The 20,481-nt window shown below is 71.6% G+C and carries 21 protein-coding genes; 11 read left to right on the top strand and 10 right to left on the bottom strand.

Going from position 1 to position 20,481, the window contains the following annotated elements; genetic code table 11:
• Positions 1-47 precede the first annotated feature (47 nt).
• Positions 48-686, top strand: coding sequence for a DUF998 domain-containing protein (locus ACWED2_RS10655; protein WP_449690203.1), 639 nt, complete (start codon positions 48-50; stop codon positions 684-686).
• Here ACWED2_RS10655 and ACWED2_RS10660 read toward each other — a convergent pair.
• Both ACWED2_RS10660 and ACWED2_RS10665 read right to left on the bottom strand, forming a co-directional pair.
• Positions 683-1,324 carry an IclR family transcriptional regulator gene (locus ACWED2_RS10660; RefSeq protein ID WP_449690204.1) on the bottom strand — a complete coding sequence of 214 codons (642 nt, stop codon included), beginning with the start codon at positions 1,322-1,324 and terminating at the stop codon, positions 683-685. The two genes, ACWED2_RS10655 and ACWED2_RS10660, sit on opposite strands and share 4 nt — an antisense overlap.
• Positions 1,321-2,175 (bottom strand): hypothetical protein, encoded by an 855-nt coding sequence (locus tag ACWED2_RS10665; protein WP_449690373.1) that lies wholly within the window; start codon positions 2,173-2,175, stop codon positions 1,321-1,323. Before ACWED2_RS10665 ends, ACWED2_RS10660 begins: the two co-directional genes overlap by 4 nt.
• 85 nt (positions 2,176-2,260) lie before the next feature.
• Here ACWED2_RS10665 and ACWED2_RS10670 point away from each other — a divergent pair, with 85 nt between their 5' ends.
• From ACWED2_RS10670 to ACWED2_RS10690, 5 genes are all read left to right on the top strand, one after another.
• The gene (locus tag ACWED2_RS10670; RefSeq protein WP_449690205.1) at positions 2,261-3,430 is read left to right on the top strand and encodes a homogentisate 1,2-dioxygenase domain-containing protein; all 1,170 of its coding nucleotides are present in this window, start codon (positions 2,261-2,263) and stop codon (positions 3,428-3,430) included.
• A gap of 83 nt (positions 3,431-3,513) precedes the next feature.
• Positions 3,514-5,322: a substrate-binding and VWA domain-containing protein gene (locus ACWED2_RS10675; RefSeq protein WP_449690206.1), complete on the top strand. Its 1,809-nt coding sequence runs from the start codon at positions 3,514-3,516 to the stop codon at positions 5,320-5,322.
• 1 nt (position 5,323) lies between these two features.
• Positions 5,324-6,061 carry a hypothetical protein gene (locus ACWED2_RS10680; RefSeq protein ID WP_449690207.1) on the top strand — a complete coding sequence of 246 codons (738 nt, stop codon included), beginning with the start codon at positions 5,324-5,326 and terminating at the stop codon, positions 6,059-6,061.
• A 44-nt stretch (positions 6,062-6,105) separates the two neighbouring features.
• Positions 6,106-6,594 carry a DUF4231 domain-containing protein gene (locus tag ACWED2_RS10685; RefSeq protein WP_449690208.1) on the top strand — a complete coding sequence of 163 codons (489 nt, stop codon included), beginning with the start codon at positions 6,106-6,108 and terminating at the stop codon, positions 6,592-6,594.
• Positions 6,595-7,041: 447 nt separating this feature from the next.
• On the top strand, positions 7,042-8,280 hold the full coding sequence (locus ACWED2_RS10690) for an MFS transporter (protein WP_449690209.1): 1,239 nt from the start codon (positions 7,042-7,044) through the stop codon (positions 8,278-8,280).
• On the opposite strand, the gene ACWED2_RS10695 is transcribed toward ACWED2_RS10690, so the two are convergent.
• Complete coding sequence (locus ACWED2_RS10695; protein ID WP_449690210.1) at positions 8,247-9,272, bottom strand: hypothetical protein; 1,026 nt, start codon at positions 9,270-9,272, stop codon at positions 8,247-8,249. The two genes, ACWED2_RS10690 and ACWED2_RS10695, sit on opposite strands and share 34 nt — an antisense overlap.
• Before the next feature lie 151 nt (positions 9,273-9,423).
• Between ACWED2_RS10695 and ACWED2_RS10700 the strand changes: the two genes are divergently transcribed.
• Positions 9,424-10,218 (top strand): DUF2470 domain-containing protein, encoded by a 795-nt coding sequence (locus tag ACWED2_RS10700; protein WP_449690211.1) that lies wholly within the window; start codon positions 9,424-9,426, stop codon positions 10,216-10,218.
• Here ACWED2_RS10700 and ACWED2_RS10705 read toward each other — a convergent pair.
• Complete coding sequence (locus ACWED2_RS10705; RefSeq protein WP_449690212.1) at positions 10,210-10,671, bottom strand: PPOX class F420-dependent oxidoreductase; 462 nt, start codon at positions 10,669-10,671, stop codon at positions 10,210-10,212. The two genes, ACWED2_RS10700 and ACWED2_RS10705, sit on opposite strands and share 9 nt — an antisense overlap.
• A 22-nt stretch (positions 10,672-10,693) precedes the next feature.
• Between ACWED2_RS10705 and ACWED2_RS10710 the strand changes: the two genes are divergently transcribed.
• The 3 genes from ACWED2_RS10710 (at position 10,694) to ACWED2_RS10720 (ending at position 13,439) form a co-directional block, all read left to right on the top strand.
• A complete protein-coding gene (locus tag ACWED2_RS10710) occupies positions 10,694-11,506 on the top strand; it encodes a CPBP family intramembrane glutamic endopeptidase (protein WP_449690213.1) in 813 nt (270 codons plus the stop codon).
• Positions 11,507-11,546: 40 nt separating this feature from the next.
• Positions 11,547-12,734 (top strand): arginine deiminase, encoded by a 1,188-nt coding sequence (locus ACWED2_RS10715; RefSeq protein WP_449690374.1) that lies wholly within the window; start codon positions 11,547-11,549, stop codon positions 12,732-12,734.
• Positions 12,735-12,884: 150 nt separating this feature from the next.
• On the top strand, positions 12,885-13,439 hold the full coding sequence (locus tag ACWED2_RS10720; protein WP_449690214.1) for a ferritin: 555 nt from the start codon (positions 12,885-12,887) through the stop codon (positions 13,437-13,439).
• Between the two features lie 103 nt (positions 13,440-13,542).
• On the opposite strand, the gene ACWED2_RS10725 is transcribed toward ACWED2_RS10720, so the two are convergent.
• The 4 genes from ACWED2_RS10725 to ACWED2_RS10740 form a co-directional block, all read right to left on the bottom strand.
• Positions 13,543-14,370: a hypothetical protein gene (locus tag ACWED2_RS10725; RefSeq protein WP_449690215.1), complete on the bottom strand. Its 828-nt coding sequence runs from the start codon at positions 14,368-14,370 to the stop codon at positions 13,543-13,545.
• Positions 14,367-14,879, bottom strand: coding sequence for a SigE family RNA polymerase sigma factor (locus ACWED2_RS10730; RefSeq protein ID WP_449690216.1), 513 nt, complete (start codon positions 14,877-14,879; stop codon positions 14,367-14,369). The genes ACWED2_RS10725 and ACWED2_RS10730 overlap by 4 nt, the downstream gene beginning before the upstream one ends.
• Positions 14,880-15,089: 210 nt before the next feature.
• Positions 15,090-15,443, bottom strand: a complete 354-nt coding sequence (locus ACWED2_RS10735) for a DUF952 domain-containing protein (RefSeq protein WP_449690217.1) — start codon at positions 15,441-15,443, stop codon at positions 15,090-15,092.
• A 460-nt stretch (positions 15,444-15,903) separates the two neighbouring features.
• A complete protein-coding gene (locus ACWED2_RS10740) occupies positions 15,904-16,785 on the bottom strand; it encodes a DUF5926 family protein (protein WP_449690218.1) in 882 nt (293 codons plus the stop codon).
• 53 nt (positions 16,786-16,838) lie between these two features.
• On the opposite strand from ACWED2_RS10740, the gene ACWED2_RS10745 reads away from it, so the two are divergent.
• Positions 16,839-18,005: a cytochrome P450 gene (locus ACWED2_RS10745; protein ID WP_449690219.1), complete on the top strand. Its 1,167-nt coding sequence runs from the start codon at positions 16,839-16,841 to the stop codon at positions 18,003-18,005.
• 269 nt (positions 18,006-18,274) lie between these two features.
• Here ACWED2_RS10745 and mca read toward each other — a convergent pair whose 3' ends face one another.
• The gene (gene mca / locus ACWED2_RS10750; protein ID WP_449690220.1) at positions 18,275-19,111 is read right to left on the bottom strand and encodes a mycothiol conjugate amidase Mca; all 837 of its coding nucleotides are present in this window, start codon (positions 19,109-19,111) and stop codon (positions 18,275-18,277) included.
• On the bottom strand, positions 19,108-20,457 hold the full coding sequence (locus ACWED2_RS10755; RefSeq protein ID WP_449690221.1) for a DHA2 family efflux MFS transporter permease subunit: 1,350 nt from the start codon (positions 20,455-20,457) through the stop codon (positions 19,108-19,110). The genes mca and ACWED2_RS10755 overlap by 4 nt, the downstream gene beginning before the upstream one ends.
• Positions 20,458-20,481 lie beyond the last annotated feature (24 nt).

Consider the following 20,481-nt stretch of genomic DNA (forward strand, 5'->3'; position numbering starts at 1 on the left):
CACAGGTTCGCCCGGTAACCTTTCGGGAACGAAAGGGAGAGCGCCGGGTGAACTCGCCGAAGACGCACGCCGTCTCGCCACTGCACGGCCGGATCGCGCTCGGCGGGATCGGCCTCGCCGTGGCCATCTCGATCGATCTGCACCTGCGGCTGTCCGGCCAAGTCAGCCCGATCTGGCAGACGCTGTCCGAGTACGTCTACGGCAAGCTCGGCACGTCCTCGGCCGCTCCCCTGTTCAGCATCATGTGCCTGGCGCTGTCCCTCGGCTCGGTGGCGCTGCTCGCCGGCATCGCGAAGGCCCACCGCCCCGGCACGACGGCCGTCTGCGGGCTGCTCGGGGTCTGGTCGGCCGGGCTCTTCGTGTGCGGCCTGGTACCCGTCGACCCGGACGGCCAAGCGCGGTCGCTCGCCGGGCAGGTCCACAACATCGCCGCGCTGACGGCGTTCATCGCGCTGCCCGTGGCCGCCTTCGTGCTCACGAAGAAGGACCGCGAGCGCTGCCCCTGGGAGCCTCGCCGGACGACGATCCGGCGCCTGGCGACGGCGAGCCTCGTGGCCGTCGGCGTGGTGCTCGGCGGGTTCGTCTTCACGCTGACGCTCGGCCTGTTCGAGCGACTGCTGTTCACCGTCGACGTCGCCCTGCTGCTGACGATGGTCCGGCCGCTGGTGGCGGTCTCGCGGCGTTAGCCGTCCGTCTTCAGGATGTCGGCCAGCCGGGTGGCGGCCGCGACGACCTGCGGGCCCACCTCGGCCGCCTTGAGCGGCTCCATCGAAACGACGCCGACGCTAGCCCGCAGGCCAGGCACCCCGCGCACCGGCGCGGCGACGCCGGACGCGCCTGCTTCGAGCTCGCCCGTCGACGTCACCCAGCCATCGCCGCCCGGCCGCAGGCCCATCGCCTTGCCGGCCGCGCCGGCGGTGAGCGAGTGCCGGCTGCCCACTCGGTAGGCGACGTGGAAGTTGGTCCACGACGGCTCGACGACGGCCACCGCAAGCGCTTGCGCCCCCTGCGCGACCGACAGGTGCGCGGTCGCGCCGACCTTCTCGGCCAGCTCGCGCAGCACCGGACCGGCCGCGTCCCGCAGCTGCGGCAGCACCTGCCCGGCCAGCCGGAGCAGCCCGACGCCGAGCCGGACCTTCGTGCCGTCGCGCCAGACCAGCCCGCGCTCGGAAAGCGGCACGAGCAGCCGGTAGACCGCCGCCCGGCTGGCCCCGATGGCCACGGCCAGCTCGGAGATGGTCGCCGCGTCACCACCGGCGTCGGCGACTGCCTGCAGCAGCGCCAACCCCCGGTCGAGCGTCAGCGACCCCTCCCGGCTGGTCACAGCAAGCCGAGTTCGCCCAGGTCGGAGACCGGCTCCTCGAACGTCGCCGCCGCGTAGGACGCGAAGAGCGCCCGCACGGCCTTCGCGGCCGGCTCGGACAGCGCCCGGGCCTCGTCGGCCAGGGCTTGGGCGTCGGTCGACTCCAGCGCCGCCCGGACGTCGCCGCCGGCCAGGCTGCGCGCCGAGGCCACGAGCAGGTTCAGGAAGCCGTGGTGCACGAACCCGGTGTCCGGGTCGGTGTGCCGGACCGCGCGGTGCAGGCTGTTCGTCGCCTTGAACGACGCCCCGGCGGACCCGCTGACGACGGCCAGGAAGTCCGCCACCTCGTCGACGCTGGGGAAGTTCTCGCCCGCCTGCCCGCCGCAGCGGATCTTCGGCCAGCTGCCGTGCTCGATCACCTTCCGGACGCCGTCGAGCCAGCCGACGCCGCGCCGCGGCTCGACCACCCGGATGACGTCCTCGGGCACGAACTCCGAGACGCGCTCGAGCCACACCTCGTCGACGTCCGACGGCGCCGGCATCTCGACCATCCGCAGCGCGAGCAGCTCGCTGCGCGACTCGACGATCGAGATGGCCTTCGGGACGCCACCCAGGCCGGTGTCGATGATCAGCGAAAGCGGCAGCGGCTGCTTCGGTTTGATCTTGATCAGCTCGGTGATGAGCTCGGGCAGCCGCGACGCCTGGCAGAGGAAAACCCCCAGTACACCGGCGTGTTCGGAGTCCCGGCTGGCGAAGTGCGCACGCAGCGCTTCGGGCATGGCCGCATCGCCCGGAGGGAACAGCGCCGAGTCGTCGACGAGCCTCGCGAACAGGGGAGGAATTCCACGGGGGCCGGGGGGCGTGAGTTCCACAGCGCTTGACACGACTGACACGCTAGTAGCGTACGACATCAGGACAAAATCGTTCGCACAACGAACACGTCAGAAGGGGACGTCGATGCCTTACTACCGGCGGGTAGGCGAGCTCCCGCACAAGCGGCACACCGCGTTCCGGAAGCCGGACGGTGGCCTCTACGCCGAAGAGCTGATGGGTGTCGAGGGCTTCTCCGCCGACTCCGCGCTGCTCTACCACCGCGGCCTGCCGACGGCGATCGTCGACGCCGTCGCGGTCGAGGAGGACCGCGGGTCGCTGACCCCGAACCACCCGCTCAAGCCGCGCGCGTTCAGGACCCAGGACCTCAAGTTCGGCGGCGAGGCCGACGCGGTGACCGACCGGCGCCGGCTGTTCGGCAACAACGACGTCACCATCGGGTTCGTCACGGCGACCGCGCCCAGCCCGCTGTACCGCAACGCGGCCGGCGACGAGCTCTTCTACGTCCACGGCGGCTCCGCGACCTTCGAGACGATCTACGGCCGCCTCGAGGTCGGCGACGGCGACTACGTCGTGATCCCGACGTCGTGCACCTACCGGGTCGTCCCCCACGGCGAGGTCAGCCTCTTCACGCTGGAAGCCCGCGGGCACATCGGGCCGCCGAAGCGCTACCTGTCGGCGAAGGGGCAGTTCCTGGAGCACTCGCCGTACTGCGAGCGCGACATCCGCGGGCCGGAGGAGCCGCTGCTGGAGGACGGCGAGGACGTCGAGGTGCTCGTGCGGCACCGCGCCGGGCTGACCCGCTACACCTACGCGACGCACCCGTTCGACGTCGTCGGCTGGGACGGCTGCCTGTACCCGTGGGTGTTCAACATCGACGACTTCGAGCCGATCACCGGCCGCGTGCACCAGCCGCCGCCCGTGCACCAGACGTTCGAGGGGCCGAACTTCGTCGTCTGCTCCTTCTGCCCGCGGAAGGTCGACTACCACGAGGGCGCCATCCCGGTGCCGTACAACCACGCGAACGTCGACTCCGACGAGCTGATGTTCTACGTGCGCGGCAACTACGAGGCCCGGAAGGGCTCCGGCATCGGCATCGGCTCACTCTCGCTGCACCCGTCCGGCTTCACGCACGGACCGCAGCCGGGCGCGGCGGAGGCGTCGATCGGCGCGGAGTTCTTCGACGAGACGGCGGTCATGGTCGACACGTTCGCGCCGCTGGAGCTCGGCGAAGCCGCCGACGCGTCGGAAGACCCCGGCTACGCGTGGACCTGGTCGCGCCGCGGTCCCAAGTAATAGTCAAGATTCGGAATTACCGTCCCCTCCTCGTTCCGGCGCCCGGATAATGAACTTCCGGGTGGCGGAACGGGGAGGATTCGATGATCAATTCCCAACCAACGCGGCGCAAGAGAAAAGTCCTCCCGTTCCTGGCGGCGATCGTGGTCGCCATCGCCTTGATCATCGGCATCCGGTACTGGACCAGCGGGTCGAGTGACGAAGCCGACGCGCCGAAGTGCTCGGGCGCGGACGCGATCTCGCTCAACATCGCGTCTTCGCCGGAGAAGGCCGGAATCGTCCAAGAAGCCGCTAAGGCCTACTCCGGACGGTCGGTCGCCGGGCACTGCGTCGACGTGGTCGTGAAGTCGAAGTCGTCCGGCGTGGCGATGCAGGCGCTGGCGAACGGCTGGAACGAAGCCACCGACGGGCCGCGCCCGGACGTCTGGACGCCGGCCGCGAGCGGCTGGGTCAACCTGCTGCGCGTCAACGCCAAGGGTGACACCGGCTCGCTCGTGCCGGACAGCGATCCGCCGTCGGTCGCGAACGCCCCGCTGGTCGTCGCGATGCCCAAGCCGATGGCCGAGGCGCTCGGCTGGCCCGGCAAGGCGATCGGCTGGAAGGACCTCGCCGCGCTGGCCACCGACCCGGCCGGCTGGGCGAAGTACGGCCACCCGGAGTGGGGCAGGTTCCGGCTGGGCAAGACGAACCCGAACATCTCGACGTCCGGGCTGAACGCGACGATCGGCGCGTACTACGCGGCCACCGGCACGTCGTCCGACCTCACCGCGGCCGCGCTCGAGAAGCCGGACGCGAAGCAGTTCGTCACGAACATCGAGCAGGCGATCGTGCACTACGGCGACACCACGCTCACCTTCCTGACCAACCTGCAGAAGGCCGACGACAAGGGCGCGGCGCTGTCGTACATCTCGGCGGTCACCGTCGAGGAGAACTCGCTGATCGGCTACAACCAGGGCAACCCGACGAACGACCCGGCCAAGGTGGGGCAGCACGGGCCGCCGAAGGTGCCGCTGGTGGCGGTCTACCCGGGTGACGGGACGCTGAACTCCGACCACCCGTTCGTCACGCTGAACTGGGCGGATCCGACGCGCAAGCAGATCGCCGCGGACTTCCTCGGCTACCTGCGCCAAGACGAGACGCAGGCGAAGTTCGCCGCGCTCGGCTTCCGGTCGTTCGAGGGCAAGCCGGGCCCGCAGGCGACGCCCGCCAACGGCGTCCAGCCGGACGCGAAGATCAGCTTCCTGCGGCCGCCGGCGCCGTCGGTGCTGTCCAAGCTGCTGGCTTCCTGGACGGACCTGCGCAAGAAGGCGAACGTGCTGCTCGTCGTGGACGTCTCGGGCTCGATGGGCACCGAGGTGAAGGGCACCGGCAAGAGCAAGATCGACCTGGCGAAACAGGCCGCGATCGACTCGCTCGGCCAGTTCGTGCCGCGTGACCAGGTCGGGCTCTGGCAGTTCTCGACCCACCTCGACGGCGACAAGGACTACCAGGAACTGATGCCGGTGCAGGCGCTCGGGAACAGCGGCAAGGAGACCCTCGCGCAGCGGCTGAGCGGGCTGACCCCCCAGTCCGGCACGGGGCTGTACGACTCGTCGCTGGCCGCGTACCAGTACATGAACGCCCACCTGGACCCGACGGCGATCAACGCGGTCGTGGTGCTCACCGACGGCCGCAACGAGGACTCCGGCGGCGTCGACCTCGAGCACCTGGTGCCGCAGCTGCGGCCGGAGGGCAACGCGGAGACGGTCCGCCTGTTCACGATCGCCTACGGCTCGGACGCCGACCAGAACGTGCTCAAGCAGATCGCGGAGGCGACCGCGGGTTCGGAGTACGATTCGTCCAAACCGGACTCGATCAACCAGGTGTTCACCTCCGTGATCTCCAATTTCTGACATGAAGTTCGCCCGTGAGCTCGCCGAACCGTGGGGGCTGCTGCTCGCCGCCACGTCGGCCGGGGTGGCGTGGGCCGTGCAGCTGCCGGTCGTCGCCGCCGTCGGGGTCGGGGTGGCGGTGCTCGCCGCGCGGGCCGGCGTGGCCGTGGCAACCCGCGAGAAGGAACCCCCGCTGCGCGAAGCACGGGTGCTGGACGTGACGCCCGGGTCGGCCGAGGAGAACTGGCTGCACCGGGCGTCGGCCGCGGCGGACGGCTTCGCCTCGCTCAGTGACTCGCTCGCGTCCGGCCCGCTCGCCGAGCGCGTCGCGGACATGGAGCCGGTGGTCCGGGAGACGCTGTCGACCTTGCAGCGCTTGGCCGGCCGGGCTTCGGCGACCGGCCAGGCGCTGGCCAGGGTCGACCTCGACGCCGTCGCGCACGAACGGCGCCGGCTGCAGCGCGAGCTGCGCACGGCTCGCGCGGAAGTGCGCGGCGACCTGGAGCAGGCCCTGACGGCGGTCCAGGCCCAGGCGGACGTGCACGCCCGGCTGTCCGGGGCCCGCGACAAGCTGCTGGCCCAGCTGCAGTCCGGCGCGCTCGGCCTGGACAGCCTGGTGGCGAGGGTGGCGGAGCTGACGGCGTCGACGTCGGACGTCACGGTGGACACCGGCGCGGTGCGCGAGCTGAGCGACCAGCTGGAAGGCATCCGGCAGGGCGTGCTGGAGACGGAACAGGCGACGCGGAAGTCGCTGGGTTGACCACTTGCTTGACCGGACCGCCCGGTGCGGTGAACTTTCGTCCCATGAAGGCAAAGCCGCGCTCGATCGCGCGTAGTCAGTGGGTTGTCGACGCGAAGGGGGTGGACGACGAGCCCGTGCCACCGTCGGTGCTCGCCGAATGGCAGCGCTACCAGCGGTCCTCGTGGGCCGCACGGCGGCGGCACTCCATCGTCGAGGTCACCAGCCTGATCGTGACCGCCACGATTCCCGTGCTCGCGGCGTTCGCCGTCGACGCGCGGCTCATTGCCGCGGTGGGGTCGCTCGCTGTGCTGGTCAACGGCATCCGCGCGCTGGGCGGCTACAAGGAGAACTGGACCAGCCGCACCCGTGCCCGCTACGCGATCGAAAAGGAGATCGCGCTCTTCGCCGCCAAGCACGGCAACTACGCGAACCCGGGCGCGGCGGCCATCCTGGTGGAGACGGTCGAGGAGATCTGCGCGGGCGAGCGCGACGGCTGGGTCGCCCTCCGCCTGTCCTACGGCAACACCCGGGACAGCACGACGACGGGCTGAAATCACCTCGCCCAGCTCGGCCACCACGCTCGATCTTCGCGAGGTGACGTCGAAGCGCGGCGAGCCCGGGGTAGGCGCTGCCCCGGCGCCACACCAGCGAATGCGGTACACCGGCATGGGCGCTTCGATCGGCACCCGCCGCTCGGCTTACTGCGCGATCGACAGGTCGGTGGCGGCGTCCTGGAACGGCCCGCCTCCACGGCGGCGACAACCCGAAGCCGCTGTGAGGGCGGCCCCCAGAAGATCCAGACATCCCCGCCACTCCCAGGGGGCGTCCCCAAGTCCATCCTACCGGCGGGGCGCAACGAAAGACCCAAAAGCCGAGCTCACCGGCGGAGTTGTCCACATCCGGTGCCCCCTGGGGAGAATTGTTCCCACCGAGGCATGTCGGCTGCTTCGCGGCATGTCGGTTGCCGCGCGAGGCCGTTCCCGGCTTTGATCTCCGACGTGGTGCGCGGGCGGTCGCTGGGGCCGCGGTTCAGGTGGCTCTGGTCGGCCTACGCCGTGAGCGCGTTCGGCACGTGGCTCGGCTTCGGGGCCTTCCCGATGCTCGCGATCCTCGTCCTCCACGCCGGGCCCGCGGCCGTCTCGGCGCTGGCGGCCGTCGGGCCCGCTGTCGGGGCGCTCGTCGCCGTGCCGCTCGGCCCGTGGGTCGACCACCGCCGGAAGCGGCCGGTCATGGTCGCCATGGACCTGGTGCGGTTCGCCGCGCTGATCAGCGTGCCGGCCGCGTATGCCCTCGGCGTGCTGAGCTTCGCCCAGCTCCTGGCCGTCTCGGTGGTCGTCGCCGCGGCGGACATCACCTTCACCTCCGCGAGCGGCGCCTTCCTCAAGGGGCTCGTGCCGCCCGGCGACCTGCTCGTCGCGAACGGCCGGTTCGAAGCCACGAACTGGACCGCCACCGCCCTCGGCCCCCCGCTCGGCGGGGCGGCGTTCGCGCTGTTCGGGCCGGTGACGTCGGTGGTCGCCAACGCCGTCAGCTTCCTGCTCTCCGCACTCGGGATCCGCGCGATCGGCGGAGGCGAGCCGCGCCCGCGCGACGCCGCCCGGCTGCGCCCGCGCGATCTCGCCGACGGCTGGCGCTTCCTGCTGGCCCACCGGGGGCTGCGGCCGCTGCTCTTCAACGCCATGGTGTTCAACGGCCTGGTCATGGGCACCGAACCGCTGCTCGCCGTGTTGCTGCTGAACCAGCTCGGGTTCACGCCGTGGCAGTACGGGCTCGCGTTCGCCGTCCCGTGCCTCGGCGGGCTCGCCGGCTCGCGGCTGACCCCGCGGCTCGTCGAAAAGTTCGGGCGCCACCCGGTGCTGGTGACGGCCGGCGCGATCAGGGCGTGCTGGCTGCTCGCCCTGGCCTTCATCCCGGCCGGCACCGGCGGGCTGGTGTACGTCATGGCCGTCGAACTCGGCCTGATCGTCAGCTGCAGCATCTTCAACCCGGTGCTCGCGACCTACCGGCTCGAGCAGCTCCCGGCGGACCGTGTCGCGCGGACGCTCTCGGCGTGGTCGGTCAGCACCAAGGCGGCGATCGCCACGCTGACCGCGGTCTGGGGCCTGCTCGCGGGTCTCACCGGGCCGCGCTGGGCCATCGGGATCGCTGGGATCCTCGTGCTGGCGACGCCGTTGCTACTGCCCCGCCGCGACCGGACGCCCGCTCAGCCGAGCCAGACCGTGCCCAGTACCGGGTAGCCCGGCACGCCCGCCGTCGCTCCGCCGGGGCGGGGGACGCCCGCTATCCACAGCCGGCCGGTGGCGGCGACGTTCGCCGCCATCGAGGGGTCCGCCGTCGGCATGCGGAAGCCGACCACCGTTCCGTCCGCGAGCATCGTCAAGCCGCTCAGCCGGGCGCCGCGCGGTCCCATCCGGACCGGGCCGTCGAGCACCGCGCGCAGCTCCGTCCAGTGGTCCGCCGGGAGGGGGCGGCGGTAGGCGACCGAACGAGCCGCCGCCACCAGCGCGGTCAGCAGGGCCGCGCCCGCGAACGTCCAGGCGATCCAGCCCCTGGCCGGGAAGCCGAGCCCGACCCAGCTCACGAACCCGGCCAGGACCAGCAGGAACGCGGCCAGCGCGCGGTGGTCGCGGGCGATCCGGCGCCGGTGTGCCGTCAGCACCGGGTCGAGCCGCGGCGAATACGCTCCCGCCGCCGGAGGCACGGCCACCGCGGCCGCCGGGGGCGCGTCGAAGATCCGCGCGCGGCGGACCCGCATCACGCCGGGGAAGCCGATGAACACCTTGGGTCCCCGGCCGAGCAGCCACACCCGCCGGTGCGCGGCCAGCAGCAGCCGGTAGGGCTCGTCGAGCCGGACGCGCAGCCACCGGCCGTCGGGCAGCCGCACCCCGACCGACCGGCCGGCGGCGACCAGGCCGTCGGCGGCGATGTCCACCTGGCGGAAGGCCTCGCGTTTCAGCCGGGTGTCCGGCACGCGGACGTAAGCGCGGTACCGCCACCAGGCCTCGACCGAGCCCACCAGGGCGAGGATGCCGACCGGCAGCGCCACTCCGGCTCCGGTGAAGAACTGGGCGACCCCGAACGCCAGGAAGAACCAGGACAGCAGCCGCTGGTTGGCGGCGTTGCGACCGAGGCGGTCGAGGTACTCGCCGAAGATCGGGAGGGCCCCGGACGGCATGGCGGGGTCGAGTTCGAAAGCGCGGACGCGCTCGGGGACCGGGACGATCGGCACGCGGAACCCCCAGGGGGTCGGGTTGTCATCCTCTTTTCGGCAAAGTGGGCACCGGCGTTACCGGATGCGCCGATCAGCGGAAGAGACGTGATCGCCACGACTACCCAGACCGGCAAATTCAGGTTAGGCTCACCTAAGTAGGAGGTGAGCCGTGACCGAGGCACCCACATCCGTCCGCCGCCCGCCGGCGCCGAATCCCGCCGAGCGCGCCAAGACGATCGCGACCCGCAACGGCCCCGCGTCGTTGCTGCCCACCTGCGATCGCACGGAGCTGAGCGGCGAGCGCGTCGTGCCCGTCCTGCACCACGTGCACCACAGCGGCAGCGTCAGCGTGCTGCTGCCCGACGACCACCCGATGGTCCACGCGGCGAAGCGGACCCAGCGCGGCGAGCTGGCCGTGCTGGTCGAGCTCGCCGACCAGGCCCCGGTCGACCTGCGGGAACCGATCCGCGGACTGCTGTGGATCACCGGCTGGCTGCGGCCGCTCTCGCCGGTTTCGGCCCGGGCGCGGGCGGTGGCGATCGCCGAGACGCGGCCGGACGAACGGCTCCTCGACGTCGGCCACGGCGTCACGCTGCTGCGGCTCACCCCGGCGTCGCTCGTGCTCGCCGACGCCGAAGGCACGCACTCGCTGCGCCCGCACATGTTCAGCGCCGCGCCGCCCGATCCGTTCCACGACTACGAGGCCCAGTGGCTGCGGCACCTGGAGAGCGACCACTCCGACGTCGTCGAGCAGCTGGCGAAGCACCTGCCGGCCACGCTGCGCGGCGGCCGGATCCGCCCGCTCGGGCTCGACCGGTTCGGGCTGCGGCTGCGCGTCGAGTCCGACACCGGCGACCACGACGTGCGGCTGGCGTTCTCGAAGTCCGTCGACAGCCCGGCGCAGCTCGCGTCGGAGCTGCGCCGGCTGGTCGGCTGCCCGTTCCTGCGCGGGCGGTCAGGCTAGTTCGGCGGGGAAGCCGCCCTTCGCGATCGGGCCCCAGCTCTCGATCGTGACGCGAATGATGCTCTTGCCCTGCTTGACCATGGCCTCGCGGTATTCGTCCCAGTCCGGGTGTTCGCCGGAAATGGCGCGGAAGTACTCCACGAGCGGCTCGACCGAATCCGGGATGTCCAGCACCTCGGCGGTGCCGTTCAGCTGCACCCACTGGTCGTTCCACTCGTCGGACAGGATGCAGGCGGAGACCTTCGGGTTGCGCTTGACGTTCACGACCTTCGCGCGCTTCGGGTAGGTCGAGACGACCAGCCTGCCCTCGGCGTCGACGCCGCAGGTGACCGGCGACAGCTGCGGGCCGCCGTCGGCCTTGGTGGTCAGCAGGATCGCGCGGTGGCGGGTCGACAGGAACTCGGCCAGCGCGGCGCGGTCGACGGTTTCGTTGGTGGCGATGCTCCTCGGCATACCCCGAAGGTAGCGTGCGTCCATGACGTTCACCGCGCGATCGTGGCTGGCCCCGGCCCGCCCGGAGTTCCCCGGGACGATCGAGGACCCGGCCGAGCGCCGCGCGATCAAGGTCGAGCTGCTGATCGTCTTCGGGATCACGCTCGGCATGTCCGGCGTGCGCAGCCTGCTGTCCCTTGTGGACTCGCTGCTGCAGCCGGTGCCGCTGGCCCAGCAGCAGACCCAGCTGAACGTGCCGCAGGCCGCGGCGAGCCTGATCGACCTGCTCAAGCAGCTGTTGTCGGCGGCGCAGCTGGTCGGCTGGGGCGCGCTCGGGCTGTACCTGCTGTGGCGCGCGGGCATCAAGGTCACCCGGCTGGGCCTGGACCGCCGGTCGCCGGGCCGCGACACGCTGCTGACCGTCGTGCTCGCCGCGCTGATCGGGATCCCGGGCCTGGCGCTGTACTTCGTCTCCTACCACCTGGGGTTCAGCCTGGCGGTGCAACCGTCCACTTTGGGCGATACCTGGTGGCGTCCGATCACGCTGACGCTCTCGGCGTTCGGCAACGCCTTCGCCGAGGAAGTGCTGGTCATCGGCTACCTGCTGACCCGGCTGCGGCAGCTCGGCGTCCGGGAGAACACCGCCGTGTTCGGCGCCGCGGTGCTGCGCGGGTCGTACCACCTCTACCAGGGGTTCGGCGGGTTCGTCGGGAACTTCGTCATGGGGCTGGTGTTCGGGCGGCTGTGGCAGAAGACCAACCGGCTGTGGCCGCTGGTCGCCGCGCACACGCTGTTCGACTTCGTGTCGTTCGTCGGATACTCGCTGCTCAAGGGGCACGTTTCCTGGCTGCCCTGACTAAGCTCATGGCGTGATCGACGAAACGGCACCTCCCCGGGTGGACAGCGAAGTCGGACCCCTGCGCGCGGTGCTGCTGCACCGGCCCGGCAACGAGCTCAAAAGGCTGACGCCCCGCAACAACGACCAGCTCCTGTTCGACTCCATCCCGTGGGTCGACCGGGCCCAGGACGAGCACGACAGGTTCGCCGAGGTGCTGCGCGGCCGCGGGGTCGACGTCCTGCTGCTGGCCGACGCGCTCCGGACGGCCCTGGAGGACGACCGGGCGCACGCGGCGGGCGTGCACGCGGCGGTCGACGACCGGCGGCTCGGCGGCGACCTGGCCGACTCGCTGCGGTCACACCTTTCGGGCGTCGACGCGGCCGGTCTCGCCGAGGTGCTGATGGCCGGGATGACGTTCGAGGAGCTGCCGTCGGCGGAGGGCGCGTCGCTGGTGCGGATGATGAACCACCCGCACGACTTCGCCGTCGATCCGCTGCCGAACCTGCTGTTCACCCGCGACTCGTCGGTGTGGATCGCCGACCGCGTGGCGATTTCGTCGCTGACCATGCCCGCGCGCCGGCGCGAGACGGCGGTGCTCGACCTGATCTACGCCTACCACCCGCAGTTCCGCCACGCCGCTCGTGCGTACGGCGCCCATTCGGCGCCGATCGAGGGCGGCGACGTGATGCTGCTGGCGCCGGGCGTGCTCGCCATCGGCGTCGGCGAGCGGACGACGGCGGCCGGCGCGGAGTCGCTCGCGCGGTCGGTGTTCGCCGACGGCATCGCGCACACCGTGCTGGCGGTGCCGATCGAGCAGTCCCGCGCGACCATGCACCTGGACACGGTGTGCACGATGGTCGACGCCGACGCGGTGGTGATGTACCCGCTGGCGCGCGACTCGCTGACGGCGTTCACGCTGCGCCCGACCGGCGACGGCGGGGTGAAGGTCGCCGGCCCGGCGCCGTTCCTGGTGGCGGCGGCCGAGGCGATGGAGATCGACCGGCTGCGCGTCATCGACACCGGCCTCGACCCGGTGACGGCCGAACGCGAACAGTGGGACGACGGCAACAACACGCTCGCGCTGGCGCCCGGCGTGGTCGTCGGTTACGAGCGGAACGTCGAGACGAACGAGCGGCTGGAGGCGGCCGGCATCGAGGTGCTGCCGATCGCGGGCTCGGAGCTGGGATCCGGCCGGGGCGGGCCGCGGTGCATGTCGTGCCCGATCCGCCGCGACCCTCTGCGCTGAATAAAGCAAGCCTTCCCTAAATTGCATTCAACAATTTAGGGAAGGCTTACTTAAATAAGGTTCGTCTTCTTTAGGAATGGTAACCCTAATAGGGGGTAGATCACCAGTACCGAGTGGCATTCCGGCCTATCTTGATCTATTCTGATCTCCATGGCCCTCACCAAGAAGAAAGAGCCGCGCTCGAAGTTCTACGAACTGCTGCAGGCGCAGATCCACAACGAGTTCAACGCGTCCCAGCAGTACATCGCGCTCGCGGTGTGGTTCGACGCCGAGGACCTGCCGCAGCTGGCGAAGCACTTCTACAAGCAGTCCGTCGAAGAGCGCAACCACGCGATGGCGCTCGTGCAGTACATGCTCGACCGCGACCACCACGTCGAGATCCCCGGCACCGGGGAGGTGCGCAACGACTTCTCCGGCGTCACCGAGCTCATCGAGCTCGCGCTCGAGCAGGAGAAGGAGGTCGCGGCCGACATCTCCGCGATGGCGAAGGCCGCGCGCGCCGAAGAGGACTACATCAGCGAGCAGTTCACGCAGTGGTTCCTCAAGGAACAGGTCGAAGAGATCTCGCAGATGAACACGCTGCTGAACGTCGTCAAGCGGGCGAACGGCAACCTGTTCGAGGTCGAGAACCACCTGTACCGCGAGTCCGTCGGCGACGGCGGCACCGACGCGCAGATGCCGCCGGTGGCCGGCGGCGCGCTCTGACGCTTTCGTAAGCTTCCGCCGCGGGTGGCGGCGAGGCGTGGACGAACAGGAAACCCGGGCTCTCCCCCTGTGGACAGCCCGGGTTCCTGCATGCGGCCGGCCCTCAGCCGGCGCAGTCCTGGGCGGCGCTCGTCAGGCTCGTCTGCACGACTCCGGTCTCGCCGAGCCGGAAGCGGTACTCGGCCGCCGTCCCGGCCGGGGCGACGACGCCGCCGGCTTCGGCCTTGGCCGCGGGGTAGGCGGCGAGGATCTGGTCCTTCGTGGACCCGGCGCCGATGCCCTCGGCGGTGTGCGCGGCCACGTCCGGCGTGACGACGACGAGCCCGGCCGCCTTCGAAATGACGACGCTCGCGGACACGGGGACCCCGGCGCCCTGTGCCTTGTAGACGGTGCAGCCCGCGCCGGCCCGCGGGTCGCTGAGCGTGACCTTCTGCGCGGCCACGTCGGCCTCGGACATACCCAGCTTGAGCTTGCCGAAGCCGTCCGCCGCGAGCAGCGGCCCGCTGGTCACGTCGGCGAGCGTGGACGGCGCCGGGGTGGCCGACGGCCGCCGCGGTGGCGTCGACGTCGACGATCCCGGCGGCGCGGAAGCCTGGATGCTCTGGGTACCGGTCGGCCCGGGCGTCGACGGCTCCGGTGGCCGGCCCTGCGTGAGGTTCTCGGGTGGTTTGGTGCTGGCCCCGGTGCCGGGGGCGGACATCGCCGCCGTGCCGTCCTCGGTGTGGACCCGGAACACGGTCAGCCCACCGGCGACGGCGACCGCCGCGGCCGCGACCCCGGCCACGGCCTGCACGGCGTGGCGTCGACGGCGCCGTCGACGCGCACCGGTGACGATCACGGTGCCGGCGTCGGGCGGCGGCGGCAGGTCCAGCCGCTCGTCGGCGAACAGCGCGCGCAGGCGCTGCTCCAGTTCGTCCTCGGAGATGTTCAACCCGCACCACTCCCTTCGCCCTCGCCGTCGGCCGACTTCAGCTTCATCCGCAACGACGTGATCGCCTTGCTGGCCTGGCTCTTCACGGTGCCCTGGGTGATCCCGAGGGCACCGGCGATCTCCGCTTCCGAGAGACCTTCGTAGTAACGCAGCACCATCACGGCCCGTTGTCTCGGCGGCAGCGTTCGTAACGCACGCCACAGCGGCTCGTGCTCGAACGGGTCGGCCGGCACGTGCGGGCTGGTGTCCGGCAAGTCCGCGACGAGGTTCTCGCGGCGCGTCCGGCGCCAGCGGCTCACGTGCGCGTTCGCCATCGACCGGCGGACGTAGGCCAGCGGGTCGCCCGTCTTCTCGTGGACGTAGGACCAGCGCGAACCGATCTTTTCCAGCACGGTCTGCACCAGGTCCGCGGCGTCGTGCGGGTTGCCGGTGAGCGCGTGGCCGTACCTCAGCAACCCGGGCAGGGTGGCCTGCACGAAGTCGCCGAAGTCGACGAATTCGCCAGGCAACGTCGCGGCCCTCCCTCGGCCTGCGCTGGTCACCCAGGTTTCTCCCCCGGTGAAGACGGGTGCCGCAGCGGTCACCGTATCGCCTCCCATCGGGGTCGGGTAGCCGGAAGCAGGCTCGCTTTCCTCCCCAACACGCATCACAGCCCCCTCAGGTTGCCTGCGTCCCCGGCCGAATTCGCTCTTGGTCGGCCGGGTGATGGTCTGCCCACGTCAGCGGCGGGCGAGCGAGTCGGGCAGCCGGAAACCGCCGCCTTCGGACTCACGGAATTCGTGCACGCCGACGACCGCCGCGTGCGGGATCGGCCCGTAGACGTGCGGGAACCACAGCCCATCCGGATGCGGCGGCACGCCTTCCTCCCACCGGACCGGCGCGTCGACCTTCGCCGGGTCGATTTCGAGCAGCACCAGGTCGGTCCGGCCGCGGTACCGGATGTTGGCCGGCAGGTGCACCGCGCCGAAGTCGGAACAGTGGATGAACCCGACTTCCCCCAGCGACGGCGCCCGGAACTCGCCGCCTTCACGCACTTCGGCCCAGTCGGCCGCCCCGCAGATGTGAAGTATCACGCCGAGAATCGTCCCACCGGCACGATCCGGCGTCGGTGTCTCTTGCGCCACATAATGCCTGGTTGAACGCTCATCGAGTGGGCTGGGCCCACCGGTTCGCCCGGTGGCCCGGCGCCCGCTGAGGAGGGTCAGTGGGCAGTTCGATGAGGGCCGGCGCAGCGCACCCGCGGCCGGCCGATGACGGCCTGCATCGCTCCCGCGACCAGCCGACGGGGGCCAGCGCAGCGTCGGCAGCCGCCCGACGGGGGCCAGCGCAGCGTCGGCAGCCGCCCGACGGGGGCCAGCGCAGCGTCGGCAGCCGGCCGACGAGAGCCAGCGCAACCCCGCGACCAGCCGACGAGAGCCAGCACAACCCCGCGACCAGCCGGCGAAGGCCGGCGCAGCGTCGGCAGCCACCCGACGAGGGCCAGCACAGCCCCGGCGGCCGGCCGGCGCAGCGTTGGCAGCCGGGCGACGAGGGTCAGCGCAGGGTGAGCTGCCGGCCGATGAGGCCGTCGCGCGCCCGGCGCTCGGTCGCGTTCAGCGGCTCGTCGTCGAGCGACTTGAGCGCCGTCTCGAGCCGGGCGCCGAGGGCGTCCTTGGCTTCGGCCCACTCGCGGGCGTGGGCCTCGGGGTCGAGGTCCCAGACCGGGACCAGCAGGCCGTGCGCCCGGAAGGAGCCCGCGTAGCGCGAGCCCTCGCCGAGGCCGAGCTCGCCGGCCGCGGAGAGCCGGGCGAGGGCCTGGAGCAGCAGGTTCTCCGGCTCCGGCCGGACCCAGCGCAGGTGCGCCTTCTCGCCGGCGAGGACCCAGTAGGCGCCCGAGCCGAGCCGTTCGGTGGGCATGATGGCGGCGTTCGCGCGCTCGAGCGACACGGCGACGTCACCGGTGGCGTCCGCGTCCTCGGGCAGCCACCAGCCGAAGTCCGTGTGCAACGTGACGTCGAGTTCGGCGCCCGGGGCGAGCAGGTCCTGGAGCCGCGCGTGCTCGTCGGCGGCCGGCGGGGTGGTGGTGTCCGGCACGCCGAGGACGTCGCCCTCCTTGGCGTCCAGCAGCCACTTCAGCGACCGGCCGAGGTCACGGCTGATGTCGGACGAGCGGGTCTGCACCTGCAGGCCGAGGTAGCGCCGGCCGTCCGAGCGCACGAAGGCGGCGGCCGCCATCGGCAGCACGGTCCCGAGGGTGACGTCACCGCCGTCGGCGAGGGTGAGCTGCGCCGTCGCGGACGGCACGAACTCGCGCAGCGCGATCAGCTCGGGCTCCGCCGCCAGCCCTTCGAACGGCTGGCCGACGAAGACGTCGCGCACCTTCGGCTTGCGGTCCGACGCCTGCTTGGGACCCTTCTTGCGCGCGCCCTTGCCCACTGCTGCCTCCTCTGGCTCGGCTTCAGACGCTATCGAAGGGTTAGTCTCGCGACGTGTTCGACCCCCGCGATCCCGCGTTCCTGGAAGACCCGTACCCGGCGTTCGCCGCGCTGCGCGCACGCGGCGAAGTCCATTTCCACGAAGGGCTCGGCATCGCCATCGCGGTGTCGCACGCCGCGTCGTCGGCCGTGCTGCGCCACCGCGGCCTGGGCCGGATCTGGCAGGACGCCCAGCCGCTCGAGCGGTTCGCGTCGTTCAACCTGCTGCACCGCAACTCCCTCCTGGAGAACGAGCCGCCGGCGCACACCCGCCTGCGCCGCCTGATCGCCGGCGCGTTCGGCCGCGGCCACGTGCAACGGCTGCGCCCGATGGTCGCCAAGCTGGCCGCCGGCATGGTCGACGACCTGGCGGCCGCGATCGCCGCCGACGGCAGCGCCGACCTCCTCGAGCACCTGGCTCAGCCGCTGCCGGTCGCGGTGATCGCCGAACTGCTGGGTGTCCCCGGCGCGGACGGGCCGCGGATGGTCCAGCTGTCGAACGCCATCGTGAAGATGTACGAGTACGGCCTGTCCGAGGAAGGACGCGACGCGGCCGAGCAAGCCGCGGCCGAGTTCGTTTCCTACGTCCGGTCGGTCGCGGCCGCCCGCGCGTCTTCGCCGGGGGACGACATCATCAGCGACCTCCTCCACAGCGAGCTGACCCCCGACGAGCTGGTGGCGACGGCGGTCTTGCTGCTGATGGCCGGCCACGAGGCGACGGTCAACGTGCTCGGCAACGGCATCACGGCCCTGCTGACGCACCGGGACCAGTGGGAGCGCCTGCTGGCCTCACCTGCCCTTCTGGATTCGTGCGTCGAGGAGCTGATCCGGTTCGACGCGCCCCTGCAGCTGTTCGAGCGGACGGCGACCGAGGACGTGTCGATCGGCGGATATGTCGTGCCTCGTGGCGAGAAGATCGGGGCGCTGCTGGGTGCCGCGGCCCGCGATCCGGAGGTGTTCGACGAGCCGGACCGCCTGGACATCGGCCGCACGCCGAACGCCCACCTCGGGTTCGGTCTCGGGATCCACTACTGCGTGGGTGCTCCTCTCGCTCGGGTGGAGATCGCCGCCGCGCTCAGTGCGCTGGCGGAGAAGCTGCCGGGGCTGCGGTTGGCCGGGACGCCGCCGCGGCGGCCGGAGTTCGTGATCCGCGGGTTGCGGGAGCTTCGGGTCACCGCGTGACCGAAGCCCGCCATCGCGTGGTCAGGCCTGGTCTCCCGAGATTCGGGCCCCAACTGGCGTGACCGCGGCCGGGTCTCGCGTGACTCGGGCCGAATCTCGCGTGATTCAGGCCGGATCTCGCGTGACTCGGGCCCGATCTCGCGTGACTCGGGCCGGACCTCGCGTGATTGGAGGCGGATCTCGCGTGTCTGGAGGGGAATCTCGCGTGATTGGGGAGGCATCTCGCGTGATTGGAGGGGCATCACATGTGGTTGGGACGGCACGGGTTGTCATGGGGTTAGTCCGGTGAAGAGGTCGGTTTCGGGGGTTGGGGCTGGGTGGGCCAGGTGGTAATCCTCGTGGGGCCAGACCTGGCGTTCGATTTCGCGTGAGTGGGCGAAGAACGGGTGGGCCGGGTCCACCTGGGTGGCGTGGGCCAGGAGGGCCCGGTCGCGGGTGGCGAAGTGGGCCTCGCAGCGGATTTTCGTGGTGACCGGGACTTCGTCGGGTGGGAGCTCGTTCAGGACCTCGGCCATCGACGACTCCAGGCCGGCGGCCAGGGTGGCGTCGTGGATGGCCTGGAACCAGGCGCGGCTCAGGGTTGCCTGGTAGTACAGCTTCTGGGGGCGCCAAGGTGCGCCCGCGCCGGGGTAGCGGGCGGGGTCGGCCGCCGCGGTGAAGGCTTCGAGGGTCACCTCGTGGGTGCGGATGTGGTCCGGGTGGGGGTAGCCGCCCGTTTCGTCGTACGTGATCACCACGTGCGGGCGGAACTCGCGGATCAGCGCCACCAGCGGGGCCGCTGCCTCGGACAGCGGCAGGGCCGCGAAGCAGCCCTCGGGCAGCGGCTCGCCGGGGCCGGGCAAGCCTGAGTCGACCATGCCCAGGAAACGTTGGCGGACCCCCAGGATCGAGGCGGCCGCGGCCATCTCGCGACGGCGGATCGCCGGGAGGTCCGCCCGTGTCTCCGCCGTGTCCAAGGCCGGGTTCAGGATGTCGCCGCGCTCGCCGCCGGTGCAGGTGGCGACCAGGACATCGACACCTTCGGCCGCGTAGCGGGCCAGGGTGGCCGCGCCCTTGCTCGACTCGTCGTCCGGGTGGGCGTGGACGCTCAACAGGCGGAAAGTCACCGGATGCTCCTCTGCGGAAAGAAAAGTGCGGGGATCAAGGTCAGCGCCGACAGGGCCAGCGCCCACGTGAACGTGGTGCCGAACGCCGCCGCGGCCGGTGCGGCGGCCGTGAGCTCGCGGTGGAGGATCGCGGCCAGCAGCGCGGTGCCCAACGAGCCGCCGATGCGGTTGACCACGTTGAACGCGCTCGCCGCCCGGGGGATCCGGGACCGCTCCAGCGAGCCGTACAGCGTCGTCATGCCGGGAGCCGTCGCCACGCCCAGGCCGACGCCGCGGGTCAGGAGGGACAGGGTCAGCAGGACGCCGCCGGGCGCCGAGCCGAGCTGAGTGAAGGCGATCGTGCCCAGCAGGGACAGCGCGATCCCGGCCAGCATCAGGCGGCGCGGCCCGAACCGGGCCAGTAGCCGGCCGCTCATCAGCATGACCGCTGCCGAGCCCAGCGCTTGGGGCGCCAGCAGCAGCCCGGCGCGCAGCGGGCTCGCGTGCTCGACCTGCTCGTAGTAGAGCGGAAGCAACAGCATCGAGCTGTACAGCGACGCTCCCAGCAGGAACGTGCTCGCGCTCGCGACCGCGAACCCCTTGTTCCGGAACAACGCGAGCTCGAGCACCGGCGACGCCACCCGCGAAGCGTGGACGCCGTACGCCACCAGCAGCGCGGCCCCGGCCACCCAGGCGACGACGACTCCTTCGGCGAGCCCGTAGACAAGCACACCGAGCCCGGGCGAGAGCAACGCGATTCCCCGGATGTCCAACGCGGCCTTCGCGCCGCCGGGTGGCGGCGCCGGGAGGAGCCGCCGCGCGCACAGGAACGTCACCACGCCCAGCGGGACGACGCCGAAGAACATCCAGCGCCACCCGAAGTCCGCCACCAGCGCGCCGCCGAGCATCGGGCCCAGCACCGGCGCCACCGCGGCCGGCAGGGTGATCACGCCGATCATCCGGCCCAGCACCGGCCCCGCCTCCTGCGCGAACACCGCCTGCCCGACCGGCTGCATCAACCCGCCGCCGAGCCCGTGCAGCACCCGGAAGGCCACCAGCGAAGGCGCGGACCAGGCGAAGCCGCACAGCAGCGTGCCCGCCGTGAAGATCGCCACCGCCGCCAGCCAGACCGCACGGCCGCCGAACCGGTCGGTCAGCCAGCCCGACAGCGGGATGGCCGCCGAGGCCGCGAGCAGGTACGCGCTCGCCACCCACTGCACCGTGGTCAGCGGGCTGCCGAGGTCACGGGCGATCGAGCCGATCCCGACGGTCACGATCGTCGCGTCGAGGATCGACAGCACCGCGCCCATGATCAGCACCCCGCCGAGCCGCCACAGCGCCGCATCGGGCCTTACCGCCGTCGTCATGCTCACCCCCAGGTGATTAGGTCG

Source organism: Amycolatopsis sp. NPDC005003 (assembly GCF_053600695.1).